Source organism: Arthrobacter zhaoguopingii (assembly GCF_009828605.1).
Classification (GTDB): domain Bacteria; phylum Actinomycetota; class Actinomycetes; order Actinomycetales; family Micrococcaceae; genus Arthrobacter_D; species Arthrobacter_D zhaoguopingii.
Genome location: NZ_WIAE01000007.1, coordinates 81911 through 96348 on the forward strand (window position 1 = coordinate 81911; position 14438 = coordinate 96348).

Here is a 14438-nt window from a genome sequence, read left to right on the forward strand (position 1 = left end):
GATGTCCTTCAATAAGGACGCTCGTGACCCCAGCGGGATTCGAACCCGCGTTACCGCCGTGAGAGGGCGGCGTACTAGGCCGCTATACGATGGGGCCAGTACTTTGATACTGCTTACTGCGAAACTACTTTTACTGCTGTACTACTTTACCTTACGGCTTGCATTTTACTGCGCTGGGGTACCAGGACTCGAACCTAGAATGTTGGTACCAGAAACCAGTGTGTTGCCAATTACACCATACCCCAATGGCACTCTCCGAAGCCCAGTGGTGCAGGCATCCGGGCCGCGTTACCGCTCCGCGCCGAGAAATAACTCTACCGGAAAGATGGCAGGAACTGCAAAACGGCGTCGAGGGAGGTGATCCGGCGCAGCCCCTCCCCCGCCGTTCGGGCCTCCTCCGTTCCGCCCTCCGGGTCCTCGGAGGCCCTCGACGGAGAGGGTGAGCCGGCGGCACGCCGGTCCAGCCAGACGCCGACGAGGCCCGCGGAATCCGCAGCCCGGGCATCGATGGCAGGGTTGTCGCCGACATAGAGGGTGCGGGCGGGGTCCGTGCCAAGGCGCCGGGCCCCTTCATGGAAAATAGCGGGGTCCGGTTTCGCGACGCCTACGGCATCGATCCCCACCAGCACCCGAATCCGGCGCAGCCCGGACCGGTCGAGCTTGGCCCGCTGGTAGTCGTGCACATTGTTGCTCACCGCGCCGTACGGGACGCCCCTTGCCTCGAGCTCGTCGAGGAGGGGCATCACGTCGTCGTACGGCCGGAAATGCAGCGGCAGCGTCGCCTCGTACGCGCTGGTCCACCGGTGGGCGGCCTCTCCCTCAAGGGGATCCGCGATAAAGGCAGCCTGGGCGTGGCGGGCGCGCCGAAGCCGCTGCTCGGCGAACGTCAGCTGGCCGGCGAGGAAGGCTTCGTAGTGGCCCAGGGGGTCCGTGGTGAAGAGCCGCTTGTATTCCATCCAATCGTCATCGCTCAGATGCCCGAAGGCATCCCCCGCGATGTGGTGGAGGGTCCTGCCCATGGCAGTCTCAAGGTCGACGAGCGTGTCATCGATGTCGAAGAGCACTCCCTCGATGACCGGCGCCCCCTCCCCCGGACCCGCGCTCATTAGCCGTTTGCCCCGGCGAAGGCGCGGATCCGTGCCAGGGAGGAGTCGCGGCCGAGAATGACCATTGACTCGAACAGGGGCGGGGAGATGCGCCGGCCCGACACGGCGGTGCGCACGGGGCCGAACGCAAGCCGGGGCTTGAGGCCGAGGTCGTCCACCAGGGCAGCCCGCAGGGCACCCTGAATCGACTCTGCGTCCCAGTCGGTCACGGCTTCCAGAGCCTCGCGCGTCTTGGCAAGGACCGCGGCGAGGTTGTCCGGCAGGCCCTTCCGCGCGTCGTCGGCGACGTCGATGGCGTCGTCGTCCTTGAAGAGGAAACCGAGCATCTCGGGGGCTTCACCGAGCAGGGTGATCCGTTCCTGAATAAGCGGCGCGGCCTCGGCGATGATTCTTTCCTCGCGCTCGGTCACCGGATGTCCAATCAGTCCGGACGCCTGGAGATAGGGGACGAGGCGTGAGCGGAAGTCCGCCGGATCGAGCAGCCGGACATGGGTGCCGTTGATCGCCTCGGCCTTCTTGAGGTCGAAGCGCGCGGGGTTGGCCAGGACGTCGCGGACGTCGAACTTCTCGACCAGCTGCTCGACGCTGAAGATGTCCTCATCAGCGGAGAGGCTCCAGCCCAGCAGCGACAAGTAGTTGAGCAGCCCCTCGCGGATGAACCCGCGGTCGCGGTGGAGGAACAGGTTCGACTCCGGGTCGCGCTTGGACAGCTTCTTGTTGCCCTGGCCCATGACATAGGGCAGATGCCCGAACAGCGGCATATAGCGCGCGACGCCGATATCGATCAGGGCGCGGTAGAGGGCGATCTGCCGCGGGGTGGAGGAGAGCAGGTCCTCGCCGCGCAGCACATGGGTGATACCCATCAGGGCGTCGTCGACGGGATTGACGAGCGTGTAGAGCGGCGCTCCATTAGCCCGGACGACAGCGAAGTCGGGAACGCTGCCGGCCCTGAAGGTAATCTCACCTCGCACCAGGTCGGTGAACGTGATGTCCTCATCGGGCATCCGCAGCCGGAGCACCGCGCCCCGGCCCTCACTGCGGAACGCCTCGCGCTGGACCTCGGTGAGGGTGCGGTCGAAGTTGTCGTAGCCGAGCTTGACGTCGCGCCCGGCAGACCGGTGGCGGTCCTCGACCTCCTCGGGTGTGGAGAAGGATTCGTAGAGGTGCCCGGCCTTCACGAGTTTCGAGATCACATCCTGGTAGAGGTCCCCCCGCTGCGACTGCCGGTACGGTTCATGGGGGCCGCCCACCTCGACGCCCTCGTCCCAGTCAATGCCGAGCCAGCGCATGGCGTCGAGCAGCTGGTTGTAGCTTTCCTCACTGTCGCGGGCGGCGTCGGTGTCTTCGATCCGGAAGATCAGCTTGCCGCCGGTGTGCCGGGCGTACGCCCAGTTGAAGAGGGCGGTACGGATCAACCCGACGTGCGGTGTGCCCGTGGGTGACGGGCAGAACCGCACGCGGACCGGGGTTGAGTCATTGACAGTGGGAATCTCGGCTGCAGTAGTCATGATGGGCCAATTCTAGTAGCCGGACCCTTCGCCCCCGGCCACCGGGCGCGGCAGCCGCAGCAGTCAGCGGCGGGCGGGGTTTGAAAGCCGCCCGATCCCCTCGATCTCGACCTCGTAGCGCTGTCCCTCGCTGATAAGCCCCACCCCTGCCGGCGTACCGGTGAGGATGATGTCGCCGGGAAGCAGGGTGAAGGCCTGGGACACGTAGGAAACGAGTTCCTTGGCTCCCCAAATCATCTGGCTGGTCGAGCCGTCCTGGCGCAGCTCGCCGTCGAGGCTTCCCTTGACCGCGAGGTTTTCGGGGTCAAGCTCGGTCTCGATCCACGGCCCGATCGGGCAGGAGGTGTCAAAGCCCTTGGCCCTCGCCCACTGGTCGTCGGTGCGCTGGGCATCGCGCGCGGTGAGGTCATTGGCACAGGTGTAGCCGAAGACAACGTCGTCGACCCGCTCGAGGGGCACGTCCTTGCAGATCCGCCCGATGACGATGGCCAATTCCGCTTCGTAGGAGATCTCGTCCGAGAAGGACGGAAGGAGGATGGGGTCGCCGGGCCCGATGACGGAGGTGTTCGGCTTGAGGAACATCAGCGGAGCCGGCGGGACCTCATTGCCGAGTTCGGCGGCGTGGTCCGCGTAATTCCTGCCGATTCCCACCACCTTGCTGCGGGGAATCACCGGGGCCAGCAGGCGCACATCGGCCAGCAGGTGCCGCGCGCCAGTGAGCTGGATGCCGGAGTAGAAGGGGTCACCGTTGATGACCGCGAGCTCTTCGCTGCCGTCGGGGCCTTCGACGACGCCGAACATTGGATCGTTATCTACAACAAACCGGGCTATACGCATTGTCCTAGGCTACAGGCTCATTCCAGCCGACCCCGGGCAGCGGAAAGGCCGTGAACTCGCCCCCCAGGAAGCGGGTTCACGGCCCTTATCACACTGCCGGACAGGTCCGGCCAGGTTTTTTCTTTACTTCCAATCGGTTCCCTTTGGAACCGACCAGAGAAAGAATCAGTACGGCCAGTTGTTCACGCGATCGGTGCTGACGGTCGTCGAACCCGACTTCGTCGAGGTCGAGCCAGCGGCCACGGCTGCAGAGCTTCCGGCGGTGACGAAAAGTACCGACAGCAGGAGCGCGGAGGTGAGCTTCTTCATAATTTGTCCTCAAGGTGAGATGGAAGCACAAGACAAAAGCGGTCTTCTGCATTGCTATAGCAGATTCAGTCTACGAAATGTCGCTCCGCCACACCAGTCACAAACGTAACATTTTTTGACTATTTAATTTCGGGGGTCCATGCTGGCCTTCACTGGACGCCCGACCGCGCGGCGCCCACGTAGTTGGACGGTGCCGTCAGGCACCCTCCGCGAGCCGAAGGTGGTGAAGGCCCTGCAGGAAACGCCAGGGGAACAGGTCCTCCTCGAACTTCAGGCTCGAAGCGCGTGGAACCAACGGGACTACGAGCTTGCGAGGCGGATCGCCGAACAGGCAGCCGGACTTGCAGCCGACCTCGACGATGACAACGCCTGGTGGAACATGACGTTTCTTCAGGCGGAATGCCTGCGCAAGCAAGGCTTGATGAACGAGTCGGTGATTGTCGGACGCACTCTTCAAAACCACCCCGTCACTGCCCAGTCAACGGCGCTCGCCGTGAGGGTGGCGACCCTCGTCTCATTCGCACTCCAGGGTTGTGGAGCCCTAAGGGAGGCGGTCGCCGAAGCGCGGGGAGCCGCCGCACAGGCGTCGCTCGCGCCGGGGCAACAGGAACTGCACATTGAGGCGCAGAATGCGTTGATCGCGGCGCTTGCGGACAGCGACCAGCTGAACGACGCCTGGACCGAATGCCTCGTCCTGGCTAATTTACTCGAAGAAAATGCGAGCAAGCAGACCGCGGGCATGAGCTACTGGGCCATTGGCAACGTGGCATTCCTCCTCCAGCGCGTCGAAGATGGAACCAAATATCACCGCCTCGCTGCTGAGAACCTCTCACCGACCAACGACCTTGACCTGTGGGCACGCTTCAACCGTGCTTCCGCTGCGCTGCGCCTTGCAGCGGGCGTCGTCGAGCCCGAGACCCTTGAATGCATCGACCGCGCAGAAATGGCCAGCTCAATTGTCGGGGGCAGTGAACGGGACCGGCTCGAACTGGCACTGACCCGCGCGCACTGGCTCGTACTGACCGGCCAGTTCGATGCGGCGATCGAACGACTGCGGGCAGTGACCTCCCAGGAGTCCCTGCTCGCTACCCACACCGCCGCCGAAGCCCGCTTCCTGCTGGGCCAGGCATATAACGCCCGGCATATCGAACTCGAAGCCCTGCTGAACCTCGAAGCGAGTGAGCAGCTCTTCGTCCAGTCCGGCGCCAATGACCGGGCCGCCGCCGCACGGCAGCTCATCCACCAGGTCCAGGGCGGCTGATCGAAGCGGCCGGCTCGAGCCACGGCACACCCGCCGACCGCCGTCCAGCGCTACGAATTCCCCTCTCAGCGAAGCGGACTTGCGGTTCAGGGTAGCTAGTTGTGTAGAGTCTTCTTTAAGCCCTGGCCGGGCTGGGCGTTTCCCCCCATTACTCCCACCCCGGCTGGGGCCTCTACATTTAAGCGCCACTCCGCCGGTGACCCAATCGACTGCGGACCACCAGCTCCCGCTCCCCCGGCTCCGGCCCGGATTTTGTCGTGAGGAGCTCCGCCTGAGGGCGGGCCATGGTGCCGGTGTTGCGCGCATCCCACGGCGTGCGCTGCCATCGTGGCGAAATCAAGGTCCGACGCCGTTCGGAGAGATTCCTGTCGGTGATCTCTGATATAACAAAGTTTCCGTCCTTCAATGGAGAAGTGGTGCAATGCAACGTGCGCCCCAAAGGGTGCTGCTGTTGCCGTATGGATGCTGGGGAGCATATGTCTAACTCGATCACCGGAACCTGCTCTTTCGAGCCGGAACAAAGTCCTGCCCGCAAACGTAGATGGGGCGCGGAACGCCGCTCCGAGCCGCAAATGGTCCGCTGAATTTCGACACGGGATGGTTGGGGGACCGATGACCGACGAAATATTGCTCCACGACGACGCAGAAATGCTTGAGGCAGGCCCCGAGCCTGCCGCCGATGAACACCGGCGTGGTGAACAGACGCTTTCGCGGGATGGGATCACAGTGATCACGCTTCCCGCCGGAGAGCATGTGTCCCGGCGGCTGGCCGAATCCAGGGCGGAGGAGGCCCGTGCGCTCGCAGCGGGCGTGCCCCGACCCCTGCTGATCGATATCCGGGGCGTGAAGTCGATCGACCGCGATGCGCGCGCCGTCCTGGGCGCGGCCCAGATGTCGGCGGCGGTTGCCCTCCTGGGTGCCAGCCCGGTGGACCGCGTGCTGGGCAACTTCGTGATGGGAAGCCAGGAGCCACGATGCCCTGTGGCCTTCTTCGCATCGCGCAGCGAGGCGCTTGCATGGCTGGCGGGCTTCCTGCCGGTACCCTGAAAAAGATGAACGCCGAAAATAAGGATCCGCGGCTGGGCCAGCTGGTCGACAGTATCGTGCGCCTTTCGCGCGGCGAGTTGAGCAGCCGCATTGAGCCCTCTGAGGCAAGGGATGAAGTCGACGCGGTGATCACCGGCTTCAACCTGCTCGCCGAGGAACTCGAACAGGTCTACGACCAGTTCGAGAAGCGGGTTGAAAGCCGGACGGCGATGCTTCGCCAGGCCCACCGGGATATGAAGAAGATGGCAATGTCCGACGCCCTCACCGGCCTCGCGAACCGGGTGGCCTTAATGGAAGCCCTTGAGACCGCACTGGCCGAGGCCGCGGATGGGGCTCCCCCGCCGGCGCTGATCCTGCTTGACCTCGATTCATTCAAGAACGTCAACGACCGCTTCGGGCATGACGCGGGCGACCGCGTGCTCCAGGAGGTCGGCGTCCGGCTCAATGGTGTGGTGCGTGCGAGCGATGTCGTCGCGCGCCTCGGCGGCGACGAGTTTGCCATCCTCCTTCCAGCGGCCAGCATGGAGATCTGCATGCGCGTCGCACGCCGCGCCCTCGAAGTCCTTGGGGAGATCATCGAACTGGAGGACCTCCAGGTTCATTCGAGGGCGAGCATCGGGGTGCGGCTTGGTGATCCCCAGCAGAGCGCGGATGACCTGCTGCTCGATGCCGACACAGCCATGTACGCCGCAAAGCGAGAAGGCCGCAACATCATCAAGGTGTTCGAACCGGTGATGCAGTACTCCCGGCAGCTCCGTAGTCAGATGGCGGCGGAGCTCCGAGCCGCCGTCCGCCGTGACGAACTGGTTCTTCACTTCCAGCCGCTGGTTGAACTTGCGACAAGCCGCATCATTGGGCTTGAGGTGCTCGTGCGTTGGCAGCACCCGGTGCGCGGGCTCATCCCGCCGGACGTCTTCATCCCCCTCGCCGAGGAAATCGGAGTCATCCACGACCTCGACCGGTGGGTGATGTCGACGTCCCTACGCCACCTCGCCGAATGGCGCCGTGATCTCCAGCTCGACGACGACTTCCAGCTTCAGGTGAACCTCTCGGCTGTTGAGCTGAAGCAGCTGGACCTGGTCGACTTCGTCCGGGGCCTGCTGCGGGAAACGGGCGTCCCTGCCTCCTGCCTGGTCATCGAGATCACCGAATCGGCGATCGTGACGCGGGGCGAAGTGGAGATGTACTCGCTTCTCAGTCTGCAGCAGCTTGGCGTGGGAATCGAGATCGACGACTTCGGGACCGGCTATTCCTCAATCAGCTACCTGCGCGAGTTGCCCGTCAGTATGGTGAAGGTTGACCGCTCGCTTCTTGTCGACCTTGACACCAAACCCGGCCAGTTCGGGTTTGTCTCCGCCGTGCTTCAGCTGATCCGGGCGGCCGGACTTGAGGCTGTGTGCGAGGGCATCGAGACAAAGGAACAGGCCGACCAGCTGCGGGCCATGGGCTGCGCCAGCGGCCAGGGATACTACTTCAGCAGACCTCTGCCCATCGAGGAGATCAAGGCCCTGCTCGCTACGCACAGGTTCCTCAGCCTGCCGGCCTAGGCCTCGCGGCAACTCTCCAGCCCCGCGCGTGAAGCCCTTGGGCGGCACAACGGTGATGCTGCGCCGCCCAAGGAATGGAATCTAGACCAGCCGGGTCAGCCAGCCATGGATATCCTCGGCAGCGCCGGTCTGGATTCCCAGCAGTTGGCTGCGGATGGACATGGTCACCTCGCCGGGAAGGGCATCGGGTGCACCGATGATTTCCTCGCCGTCCTTCAGCTGCCCGATCGGGGTGATCACCGCTGCCGTGCCGCAGGCGAAGACTTCGGTGATGTCACCGGAGGCAATGCCGTCACGCCACTCGTCGAGAGTGATCTTGCGCTCGACGACATTCATGCCGCGGTCCCGGCCCAGCTGGATCACCGAGGAGCGCGTCACACCTTCGAGGATGGTGCCGGACAGCGCCGGAGTGACCAGCGAGCCGTCCTTGAACACGAAGAACACGTTCATGCCGCCGAGCTCTTCAACGGCGTTGTCATTGAACTGATCGAGGAAGAGCACCTGCTTGCAATCGTTGGCTTCCGCCTCAAGCTGGGCTGCGAGAGAGGCCGCATAGTTGCCGCCGCATTTCGCCGCGCCGGTCCCGCCCCGTCCGGCGCGGGCGAAGTTCCGGGAGACCCAGATCGAAACCGGCTTCAGCTCTCCGCCGAAGTAGTTTCCTGCAGGCGAGGCGATGACCCGGAAGGAAACCTCCCGTGCGGGCCGGACACCCAGGAACGCCTCAGTGGCAATCATGAAGGGTCGCAGGTACAGGCTTTCTCCATCACCGGTAGGGATCCAGTCACGGTCCGCTGAAACCAGCTGGCGCAGGGATTCGAGGAAGATCGGTTCCGGAAGCTGGGGAAGGGCCAGTCGGGCCGCCGACCTGTTGAGGCGTGCGGCGTTGGCGTCCGCACGGAAGGTCCAGATTGAACCATCGGCATGGCGGTAAGCCTTCATGCCCTCGAAAATCTCCTGGCCGTAGTGCAGTACGGCGGCGGCGGGGTCGAGTGCTATGGGGCCGTACGGCTCGACCCGGGCATTGCTCCAGCCACCCTCTCCATCGGCGTCGACCGAAAAGTCTACGATCGCTGTGTGGTCGGTGAAGTGGTTGCCGAACCCCGGATTGGCGAGGATGGCCTCGCGCTGCTCCACGGTCTTCGGAGTTGGAGAGAGATGCTGGGCGAACTCCAGATCGGTGGCTGTCATGATTCCTCCGCGCGTGACCTGCTCCGTGCGGAGCGGCGCTCCGGGAGGCTATTCGGTCAGTGATCAGGGCCGGCTGCTTCGCCGACGCTGGGTTAATGGTTCCTAACCACCTTAGGACAATGCGGCCGCAATCGCATCGCCCACCGCCGACGTCGTGCGCGGTTCTCCGGAGCGTCCGGCAATGTCGGCCTCAACCGCGTGCTCGATGCGTTCGGCTGCGGCATCCTGGCCCAGGTGCCGCAGCAGCAGCGCCGCCGATAGGATGGCGGCCGTAGGATCAGCCTTCTGCTGACCTGCGATGTCAGGGGCCGAGCCGTGGACCGGCTCGAACATTGAGGGGGCCGTGCGGTCCATGTTGAGGTTTCCGGAGGCCGCCAGGCCAATCCCTCCACTGATTGCCGCGGCGAGATCGGTGAGGATGTCGCCGAAGAGATTGTCTGTGACAATGACGTCGAACCGTGAGGGATCGGTTACGAGGAAGATTGTCGCCGCATCGACGTGCAGGTAGTCGTGGGTGACTTCGGGGAACTCCGCCGCGACCGCCTCCACAGTCCGCTTCCAAAGATGGCCCGCGAAGACCAGCACGTTGTGTTTGTGGACCAGGGTCAGCTTCCGGCGAGGGCGCTCGCTCGCGCGACGGAAGGCGTCCCGCACTACGCGTTCCACTCCGTGCGCTGTATTGAGCGAGACCTCGGTGGCAATCTCATGCTCCGTACCACCACGCAGGGTGCCTCCATTGCCCGCGTAGGGGCCCTCGGTGCCCTCCCGTACCACGACGAAATCGACGGCGCCGGGGGCGGCCAGTGGCGAATCCACCCCCGGGTACAGCTTGGAGGGGCGCAGATTGACGTAGTGGTCAAGTTCGAACCGCAGTTTGAGCAGCAGTTCACGCTCAATCAGCCCTGAGGGTATCCGCTTATCCCCTGGCGCCGCCCCCACCGCTCCAAAGAGGATTGCATCGTGGGCACGCAGCCGGATGAGGGTTTCCTCCGGAAGCGTCTCCCCGGTGACGAGCCAGTGCTGGGCGCCGAGGGAGTATTCGGTAAGTGCAAGTTCCACCTCATCGGGCAGTACCGCTGAGAGCACCTTCACCGCTTCCGCCGTGACTTCCGGGCCAATGCCGTCTCCGGGGATGATCGCGAGGTCGATTCGAGCAGTTGAGGCGTCCATCGACCCAGATTACGAAGTGGGCTCCCCTGCGGATAATCAGTCTCATTTTGTGAGACATCGGTGCATGGGGTCACCGGGTCCGATCACGATGCCGCTCGCACTGCACAAACAAGGACGGGCACCCTTTCGGGTGCCCGTCCCCTTAGTACTGCCTGATTCGTTCCTGCTAGATGCTAGCGTTCCGCTTCCGCTCAACGGCCCGGCCAGCCACCAGGCCCGCAGCGGTCAGGCTTGCCACGACAAGCCCTCCCAGCCATACCTGACCTGGGTCATCCGATGCCGCGGTCGCAGCCGACTGAACATTGAGGCCCTGGTTCGTACGAACCGTCCCCGTTGAAGCCGGCACGACCACTGTCCGCACCGTGACGGTGCCCGAAGTCTTCACTGGGACCGTTGTGACAGTTTTCCCTGGCACGACTGGGGCATGGGGAGCCTGCGGTACCTGAGGAGATTCTGGTGCCGAGGGAGTCTCCGGAGTTCCGGGGAGTTGCGGGTTCCCCTCGCCGGGGTTCTCACCGCCGGGGTTCTCACCGCCGGGGTTCTCACCGCCGGGGTTCTCACCGCCGGGGTTCTCACCGCCGGGGTTCTCACCGCCGGGGTTCTCACCGCCGGGGTTCTCACCGCCGGGGTTCTCACCGCAGTCGTCTTTGCCCTCGCCGGTGTTGTTCTCCCCGCCGTTGTTGCCCTCGCCGGTGTTGTTCTCCCCGCCGTTGTTGTCGCCGCAGCCGTTCCCGTTGCCGTTACCGGGGCCGTTCCCGTTGCCGGGGTTTTCACCGCAGTCGTCTTTGCCCTCGCCGGTGTTGTTCTCCCCGCCGTTGTTGCCCTCGCCGGTGTTGTTCTCCCCGCCGTTGTTGTCCCCGCATCCGTCACCGTTGCCGCCACCGTTGTTGTCGCCAGGGCCGTTCCCGTTGCCGTTGCCGGGGTTGTCGCCAGGGCCGTTCCCGTTGCCGTTGCCGGGGTTGTCGCCAGGGCCGTTCCCGTTGCCGTTGCCGGGGTTGTCGCCAGGGCCGTTCCCGTTGCCGTTGCCGGGGTTGTCGCCAGGACCGTTCCCGTTGCCGGGGTTGTCGCCGCCGCCGTTGTTGTCACCGCCGCCGTTGTTGTCACCGCCGCCGTTGTTGTCGTCGGGGCCGTTCCCGTTGCCGGGGTTGTCGCCGCCGCCGTTGTTGTCACCGCCGCCGTTGTTGTCGTCGGGGCCGTTCCCGTTGCCGGGGTTGTCGCCGCCGCCGTTGCCGGGGTTGGTATCACCGCCGCCGCCGTTGCCGGGGTTGCTGTCACCACCGCCGCCGTTGCCGTTGCCGCCGTTGTTGTTGCCGTTGCCTCCGCCAGGATTACCAGCATTTGGCTTGCCGCCGGTTGCATTGCCTACCTGGGCTGGAGATGCAGGAACGGTCGGCACCGCCGGAGCAGCTTCAGCCGGGGCTGCCGGAACGGCAGGAATGACGGCATCGACTGGAGTAGCCGGCACCGCTGGGACGGCAGGAGCAACAGGCGCCAACGGAGCGGCGGGCTCTGCCGGAACCACCGGAGCGGCGGGCTCCGCCGGCACCACAGGAGCGACCGGCGTTGTGGGCTGGGCGGGCGTTGCCGGCTGTACCGGTGCTCCCCCCTGGCCGCCACCGGAACAGTTTGCCCCGTTGCCTGCCGAGGCCTGTGCGCCGATGCCAGTGACGCCTGCCGAGTGGCAGGCATTATTCTGCGGAGGCGGTGCAGCGTAGGCGGGAGCGGTGGTGGCAGCGAAGGCGAAGCCTACGAGCCCGACAGTTGTAAGGATTGATTTCATGGCAGCTCTCCAACCAGATGGGGGCTTAACTGACCACTCCTGGGGGGATGAAATGCGGTGACGAATGGCGTTGCAAAAGACCGCTCGAATGCCGTGTGAGACCGACTCAAAACCTTGATGTTTCCCCAGCAGAATCATCAGTTCTTGATTACTTACTCAGGCTAGAAATGGCCTACGGGATAGTCGCGAGTGGTCAATACTCGACTGTTTTGGATGACTCCGAGTAATTACTCGAATTGCTACGCTTGCCTCGCTGAGAAGTACGTGGCGGTTCAAAAGCGCGTATCTTCAGCTTCAATGGGGTATCGATCCATCTACCCGGCGGGCTTGAGCCTGACACTTGACAGGGCTTCGGATAGTGTGAGCGCAAGCGACATGGGGAAGGGACGCCGTGAGCAAGCAAGACGTTAGCTGGGCCGGGTTCGGCGGCACAGCGGTCGTCGCATCGCCAAGCGATGAGGACGGCCAAGATCTCTGTGCCATTTTGCAGCAGGCCGGCTACGCCGCGGTCTCAGTAAGTTCAGGTTCGGCCCTCCTGGGGACCCTCCGTCAAAGCACGCCCGACATTGTTTTCCTCGACCTTCAATTGGCCGACGAAAGCAGCCGTGCACTCCTTGGCGTCCTCGAATCCGATTCCCGCTTCGCCGGACTTCCGGTCATCCTCCTCCTGCCCGACAGTGCGCCGTTGGAGCCTGGCGGGCTGCTCGAGAATCCGATCACCGATTTCGTTTTTAGGCCATATCAGGAGCGCGAGATCATTCAGCGCGCGGCGTCCGCCATCGCCCGACGCCGCCAGCACCGCGTACAGCGCGAGTCTGCGTCGCTGCTGCGCGAACGGATGCGCGAGATCTCCGCAGGCATCCGCGCCACCAACAGCCTCGAAACCATGGTCGGAAACTTCCTCGCCGGGCTCGGCCGCGCACTGGGCTCGGACTCGGTCTTCCTCCAGATTTTCCCCGACGACCGCGTGGCGGACCTGAGTTCACACTGGTCAAGTGCCGACGCTGACCCAATGGAAGTTCCTTCCCTGGCCCACTCCGGAAGGGCCAAAGCCCTAGCGCTCCGGCTGTGGGAGAGCTCCACCGGCGAACGCTTCCCTCCTGCGGAGGACTCCGCATCGGCGGGCACATCGGTCTTCGAGGATCTCGAGGACCTCTCCGGCATCACGAGCGGCGTCGTCGTCGCCCTTGGGGAGGGCACCACGCCGTTCGGGCTTGTCTGGCTGATCAATAACCACCGGCCCCTCGAGTGGACCCCGGTGGAGAATTCGCTGACCCAGCACGTGCTCGGCAACTTCGCCCACGGCCTGATCCAGGGTCAGCTGATCGCGCGGCAACAGCAGGCTGTAGAGAAACTCCGGCGCCTCAATAAGGCCAAGAGCGACTTCGTGGGAACGGTCAACCACGAACTGCGCACACCGCTCGCCTCAATGGCAGGCTACCTCGAGATGATCCTCGATGGCTCTGGCGGTCCGCTGCCCGAAGGAGCGCGGCGCATGCTCGAGACGGTCGAGCGCAACACGACCCGGCTCCGCGACCTGATCGAGAACATCACGGCCCTCTCGCCCACGCTCGACGAGCCGCACGGCCACCTCTCCGTGGACCTCGGCCATGTCGTTGCCGCAGCCGCCGGGGACCTCTCTGCCGCCGCGACGGCGAAGAACGTGGCTCTTCTCTGCCCGCCCAGCGAAGCGAGCATCCTCGTCGCCGGCCACTACGACCAGCTTAAGGAAGCAGTCGGGCTCGTCATCTCCAATGCTGTGAAGTTCACCGGCCCGGGCGGCGTGGTCGAGGTCAACACCCTCTGCCGTTCCACCGCCGGCCCGGCCGAAGTTGTCGTGCGGGACACCGGTATCGGTATCCCCGAAGCCGACATCCCCCGCCTCTTCGAGAGCTTCTTCCGCGCCTCGAATGCCACCGACGGCGCCGTCCCCGGCGCCGGGGTTGGACTGGCGATAGCGCAACGAACAGTGAACGCCCACAATGGTTCAATCACCGTCGACTCCACTGTCGGAGAAGGGACCACCGTGCGCATCGAAATGCCGCTGAAGGCTCCATCCACGGTCGTATCCCACAGCTAGCTGCCGGCATCGCCGGCGCCTTCGATTTGCACCCTGCCAAAGATCGATGAGGATGGGTATATGAACGATTACGAGCAGGCGCCTGACCGGACACGCCTCGATAAGGGAACTCTGTTCGCTTACCTCGACACCCATCTGCTGGGTGCCACGAACGGAGTCCGCCTCTTCGAAGCGGCCAGCCGTTCCTGGGACGGCACGGCAAGCGGTGCCGAGCTCGCCGAAATGGCGCGCGGCATCTCCGGAGAACGGGACACGCTCGTACGGCTCATCCACGCACTGGGACACCGCCCCGGCAGACTGAAGATGGCGGCAGCCCACACCGGCTCCCTGATTTCGTCGGTGAACCCGATCAACCTCCTGCGGCGGAGATCCGGCGAAGGAGCCCAGCTGGAGTTCGAAGCTCTCCAGTCCCTCCTGCGCGGGAAGGAAGCGCTCTGGGACACGCTGCTCTTTGTGGCTGGCACGCCCGCCGGCAGGCGCGAACCGGCGCTCGATCCCACTGAACTTGAACGGCTCCTGAAGGCCGCCCGGGAACAGCAGCAAACGGTCGCCCGGATCATGCGGGAGACGGCCGTCGAGCGGTTCTTCTCGAACTAAGGCATTGC

12 protein-coding genes and 2 tRNA genes are annotated in these 14438 nt (G+C 64.6%); 5 read left to right on the plus strand and 9 right to left on the minus strand.

The window, feature by feature from the left end:
• Nucleotides 1-24: 24 nt before the first annotated feature.
• From GVV77_RS11165 to GVV77_RS11190, 6 genes are all read right to left on the minus strand, one after another.
• Nucleotides 25-97: transfer RNA gene (locus tag GVV77_RS11165), tRNA-Glu, on the minus strand.
• 76 nt (nucleotides 98-173) lie between these two features.
• A tRNA-Gln gene (locus tag GVV77_RS11170) sits at nucleotides 174-245 on the minus strand.
• Between the two features lie 69 nt (nucleotides 246-314).
• Entirely contained in the window at nucleotides 315-1106 is a 792-nt protein-coding gene (locus GVV77_RS11175; RefSeq protein ID WP_159618346.1) for an HAD family hydrolase, read from the minus strand.
• Complete coding sequence (gene gltX / locus GVV77_RS11180; protein ID WP_159618348.1) at nucleotides 1106-2614, minus strand: glutamate--tRNA ligase; 1509 nt, start codon at nucleotides 2612-2614, stop codon at nucleotides 1106-1108. The genes GVV77_RS11175 and gltX overlap by 1 nt, the downstream gene beginning before the upstream one ends.
• Nucleotides 2615-2677: 63 nt before the next feature.
• Nucleotides 2678-3451, minus strand: coding sequence for a fumarylacetoacetate hydrolase family protein (locus tag GVV77_RS11185; RefSeq protein WP_159618350.1), 774 nt, complete (start codon nucleotides 3449-3451; stop codon nucleotides 2678-2680).
• A 165-nt stretch (nucleotides 3452-3616) separates the two neighbouring features.
• Nucleotides 3617-3760, minus strand: coding sequence for a hypothetical protein (locus GVV77_RS11190; protein ID WP_159618352.1), 144 nt, complete (start codon nucleotides 3758-3760; stop codon nucleotides 3617-3619).
• A gap of 190 nt (nucleotides 3761-3950) precedes the next feature.
• On the opposite strand from GVV77_RS11190, the gene GVV77_RS11195 reads away from it, so the two are divergent.
• The 3 genes from GVV77_RS11195 (at nucleotide 3951) to GVV77_RS11205 (ending at nucleotide 7615) form a co-directional block, all read left to right on the plus strand.
• Complete coding sequence (locus tag GVV77_RS11195; RefSeq protein WP_246199768.1) at nucleotides 3951-5021, plus strand: hypothetical protein; 1071 nt, start codon at nucleotides 3951-3953, stop codon at nucleotides 5019-5021.
• Between the two features lie 612 nt (nucleotides 5022-5633).
• Nucleotides 5634-6068, plus strand: coding sequence for a DUF7793 family protein (locus GVV77_RS11200; protein ID WP_159618354.1), 435 nt, complete (start codon nucleotides 5634-5636; stop codon nucleotides 6066-6068).
• Nucleotides 6069-6073: 5 nt separating this feature from the next.
• Complete coding sequence (locus GVV77_RS11205; RefSeq protein WP_159618356.1) at nucleotides 6074-7615, plus strand: putative bifunctional diguanylate cyclase/phosphodiesterase; 1542 nt, start codon at nucleotides 6074-6076, stop codon at nucleotides 7613-7615.
• Nucleotides 7616-7696: 81 nt separating this feature from the next.
• Here the strand turns inward: GVV77_RS11205 and GVV77_RS11210 are convergent, their stop codons facing one another.
• The 3 genes from GVV77_RS11210 to GVV77_RS11220 form a co-directional block, all read right to left on the minus strand.
• Nucleotides 7697-8803 (minus strand): branched-chain amino acid aminotransferase, encoded by a 1107-nt coding sequence (locus GVV77_RS11210; RefSeq protein ID WP_159618358.1) that lies wholly within the window; start codon nucleotides 8801-8803, stop codon nucleotides 7697-7699.
• Nucleotides 8804-8914: 111 nt separating this feature from the next.
• Nucleotides 8915-9973: a 3-isopropylmalate dehydrogenase gene (locus GVV77_RS11215; protein ID WP_159618360.1), complete on the minus strand. Its 1059-nt coding sequence runs from the start codon at nucleotides 9971-9973 to the stop codon at nucleotides 8915-8917.
• A 166-nt stretch (nucleotides 9974-10139) separates the two neighbouring features.
• Nucleotides 10140-11438: a hypothetical protein gene (locus tag GVV77_RS11220; RefSeq protein WP_210252845.1), complete on the minus strand. Its 1299-nt coding sequence runs from the start codon at nucleotides 11436-11438 to the stop codon at nucleotides 10140-10142.
• 706 nt (nucleotides 11439-12144) lie between these two features.
• On the opposite strand from GVV77_RS11220, the gene GVV77_RS11225 reads away from it, so the two are divergent.
• A complete protein-coding gene (locus GVV77_RS11225) occupies nucleotides 12145-13833 on the plus strand; it encodes an ATP-binding protein (RefSeq protein ID WP_159618364.1) in 1689 nt (562 codons plus the stop codon).
• 60 nt (nucleotides 13834-13893) lie between these two features.
• Complete coding sequence (locus GVV77_RS11230; protein WP_159618366.1) at nucleotides 13894-14430, plus strand: hypothetical protein; 537 nt, start codon at nucleotides 13894-13896, stop codon at nucleotides 14428-14430.
• Nucleotides 14431-14438: the final 8 nt, after the last annotated feature.

Bases quoted from the DNA above. Each gene is read 5' to 3' on its own strand.
- GVV77_RS11175 (WP_159618346.1), bottom strand. From the start codon at position 1,106: ATGAGCGCGGGTCCGGGGGAGGGGGCGCCGGTCATCGAGGGAGTGCTC.
- gltX (WP_159618348.1), bottom strand. From the start codon at position 2,614: ATGACTACTGCAGCCGAGATTCCCACTGTCAATGACTCAACCCCGGTC.
- GVV77_RS11185 (WP_159618350.1), bottom strand. From the start codon at position 3,451: ATGCGTATAGCCCGGTTTGTTGTAGATAACGATCCAATGTTCGGCGTC.
- GVV77_RS11190 (WP_159618352.1), bottom strand. From the start codon at position 3,760: ATGAAGAAGCTCACCTCCGCGCTCCTGCTGTCGGTACTTTTCGTCACC.
- GVV77_RS11200 (WP_159618354.1), top strand. From the start codon at position 5,634: ATGACCGACGAAATATTGCTCCACGACGACGCAGAAATGCTTGAGGCA.
- GVV77_RS11205 (WP_159618356.1), top strand. From the start codon at position 6,074: ATGAACGCCGAAAATAAGGATCCGCGGCTGGGCCAGCTGGTCGACAGT.
- GVV77_RS11210 (WP_159618358.1), bottom strand. From the start codon at position 8,803: ATGACAGCCACCGATCTGGAGTTCGCCCAGCATCTCTCTCCAACTCCG.
- GVV77_RS11215 (WP_159618360.1), bottom strand. From the start codon at position 9,973: ATGGACGCCTCAACTGCTCGAATCGACCTCGCGATCATCCCCGGAGAC.
- GVV77_RS11230 (WP_159618366.1), top strand. From the start codon at position 13,894: ATGAACGATTACGAGCAGGCGCCTGACCGGACACGCCTCGATAAGGGA.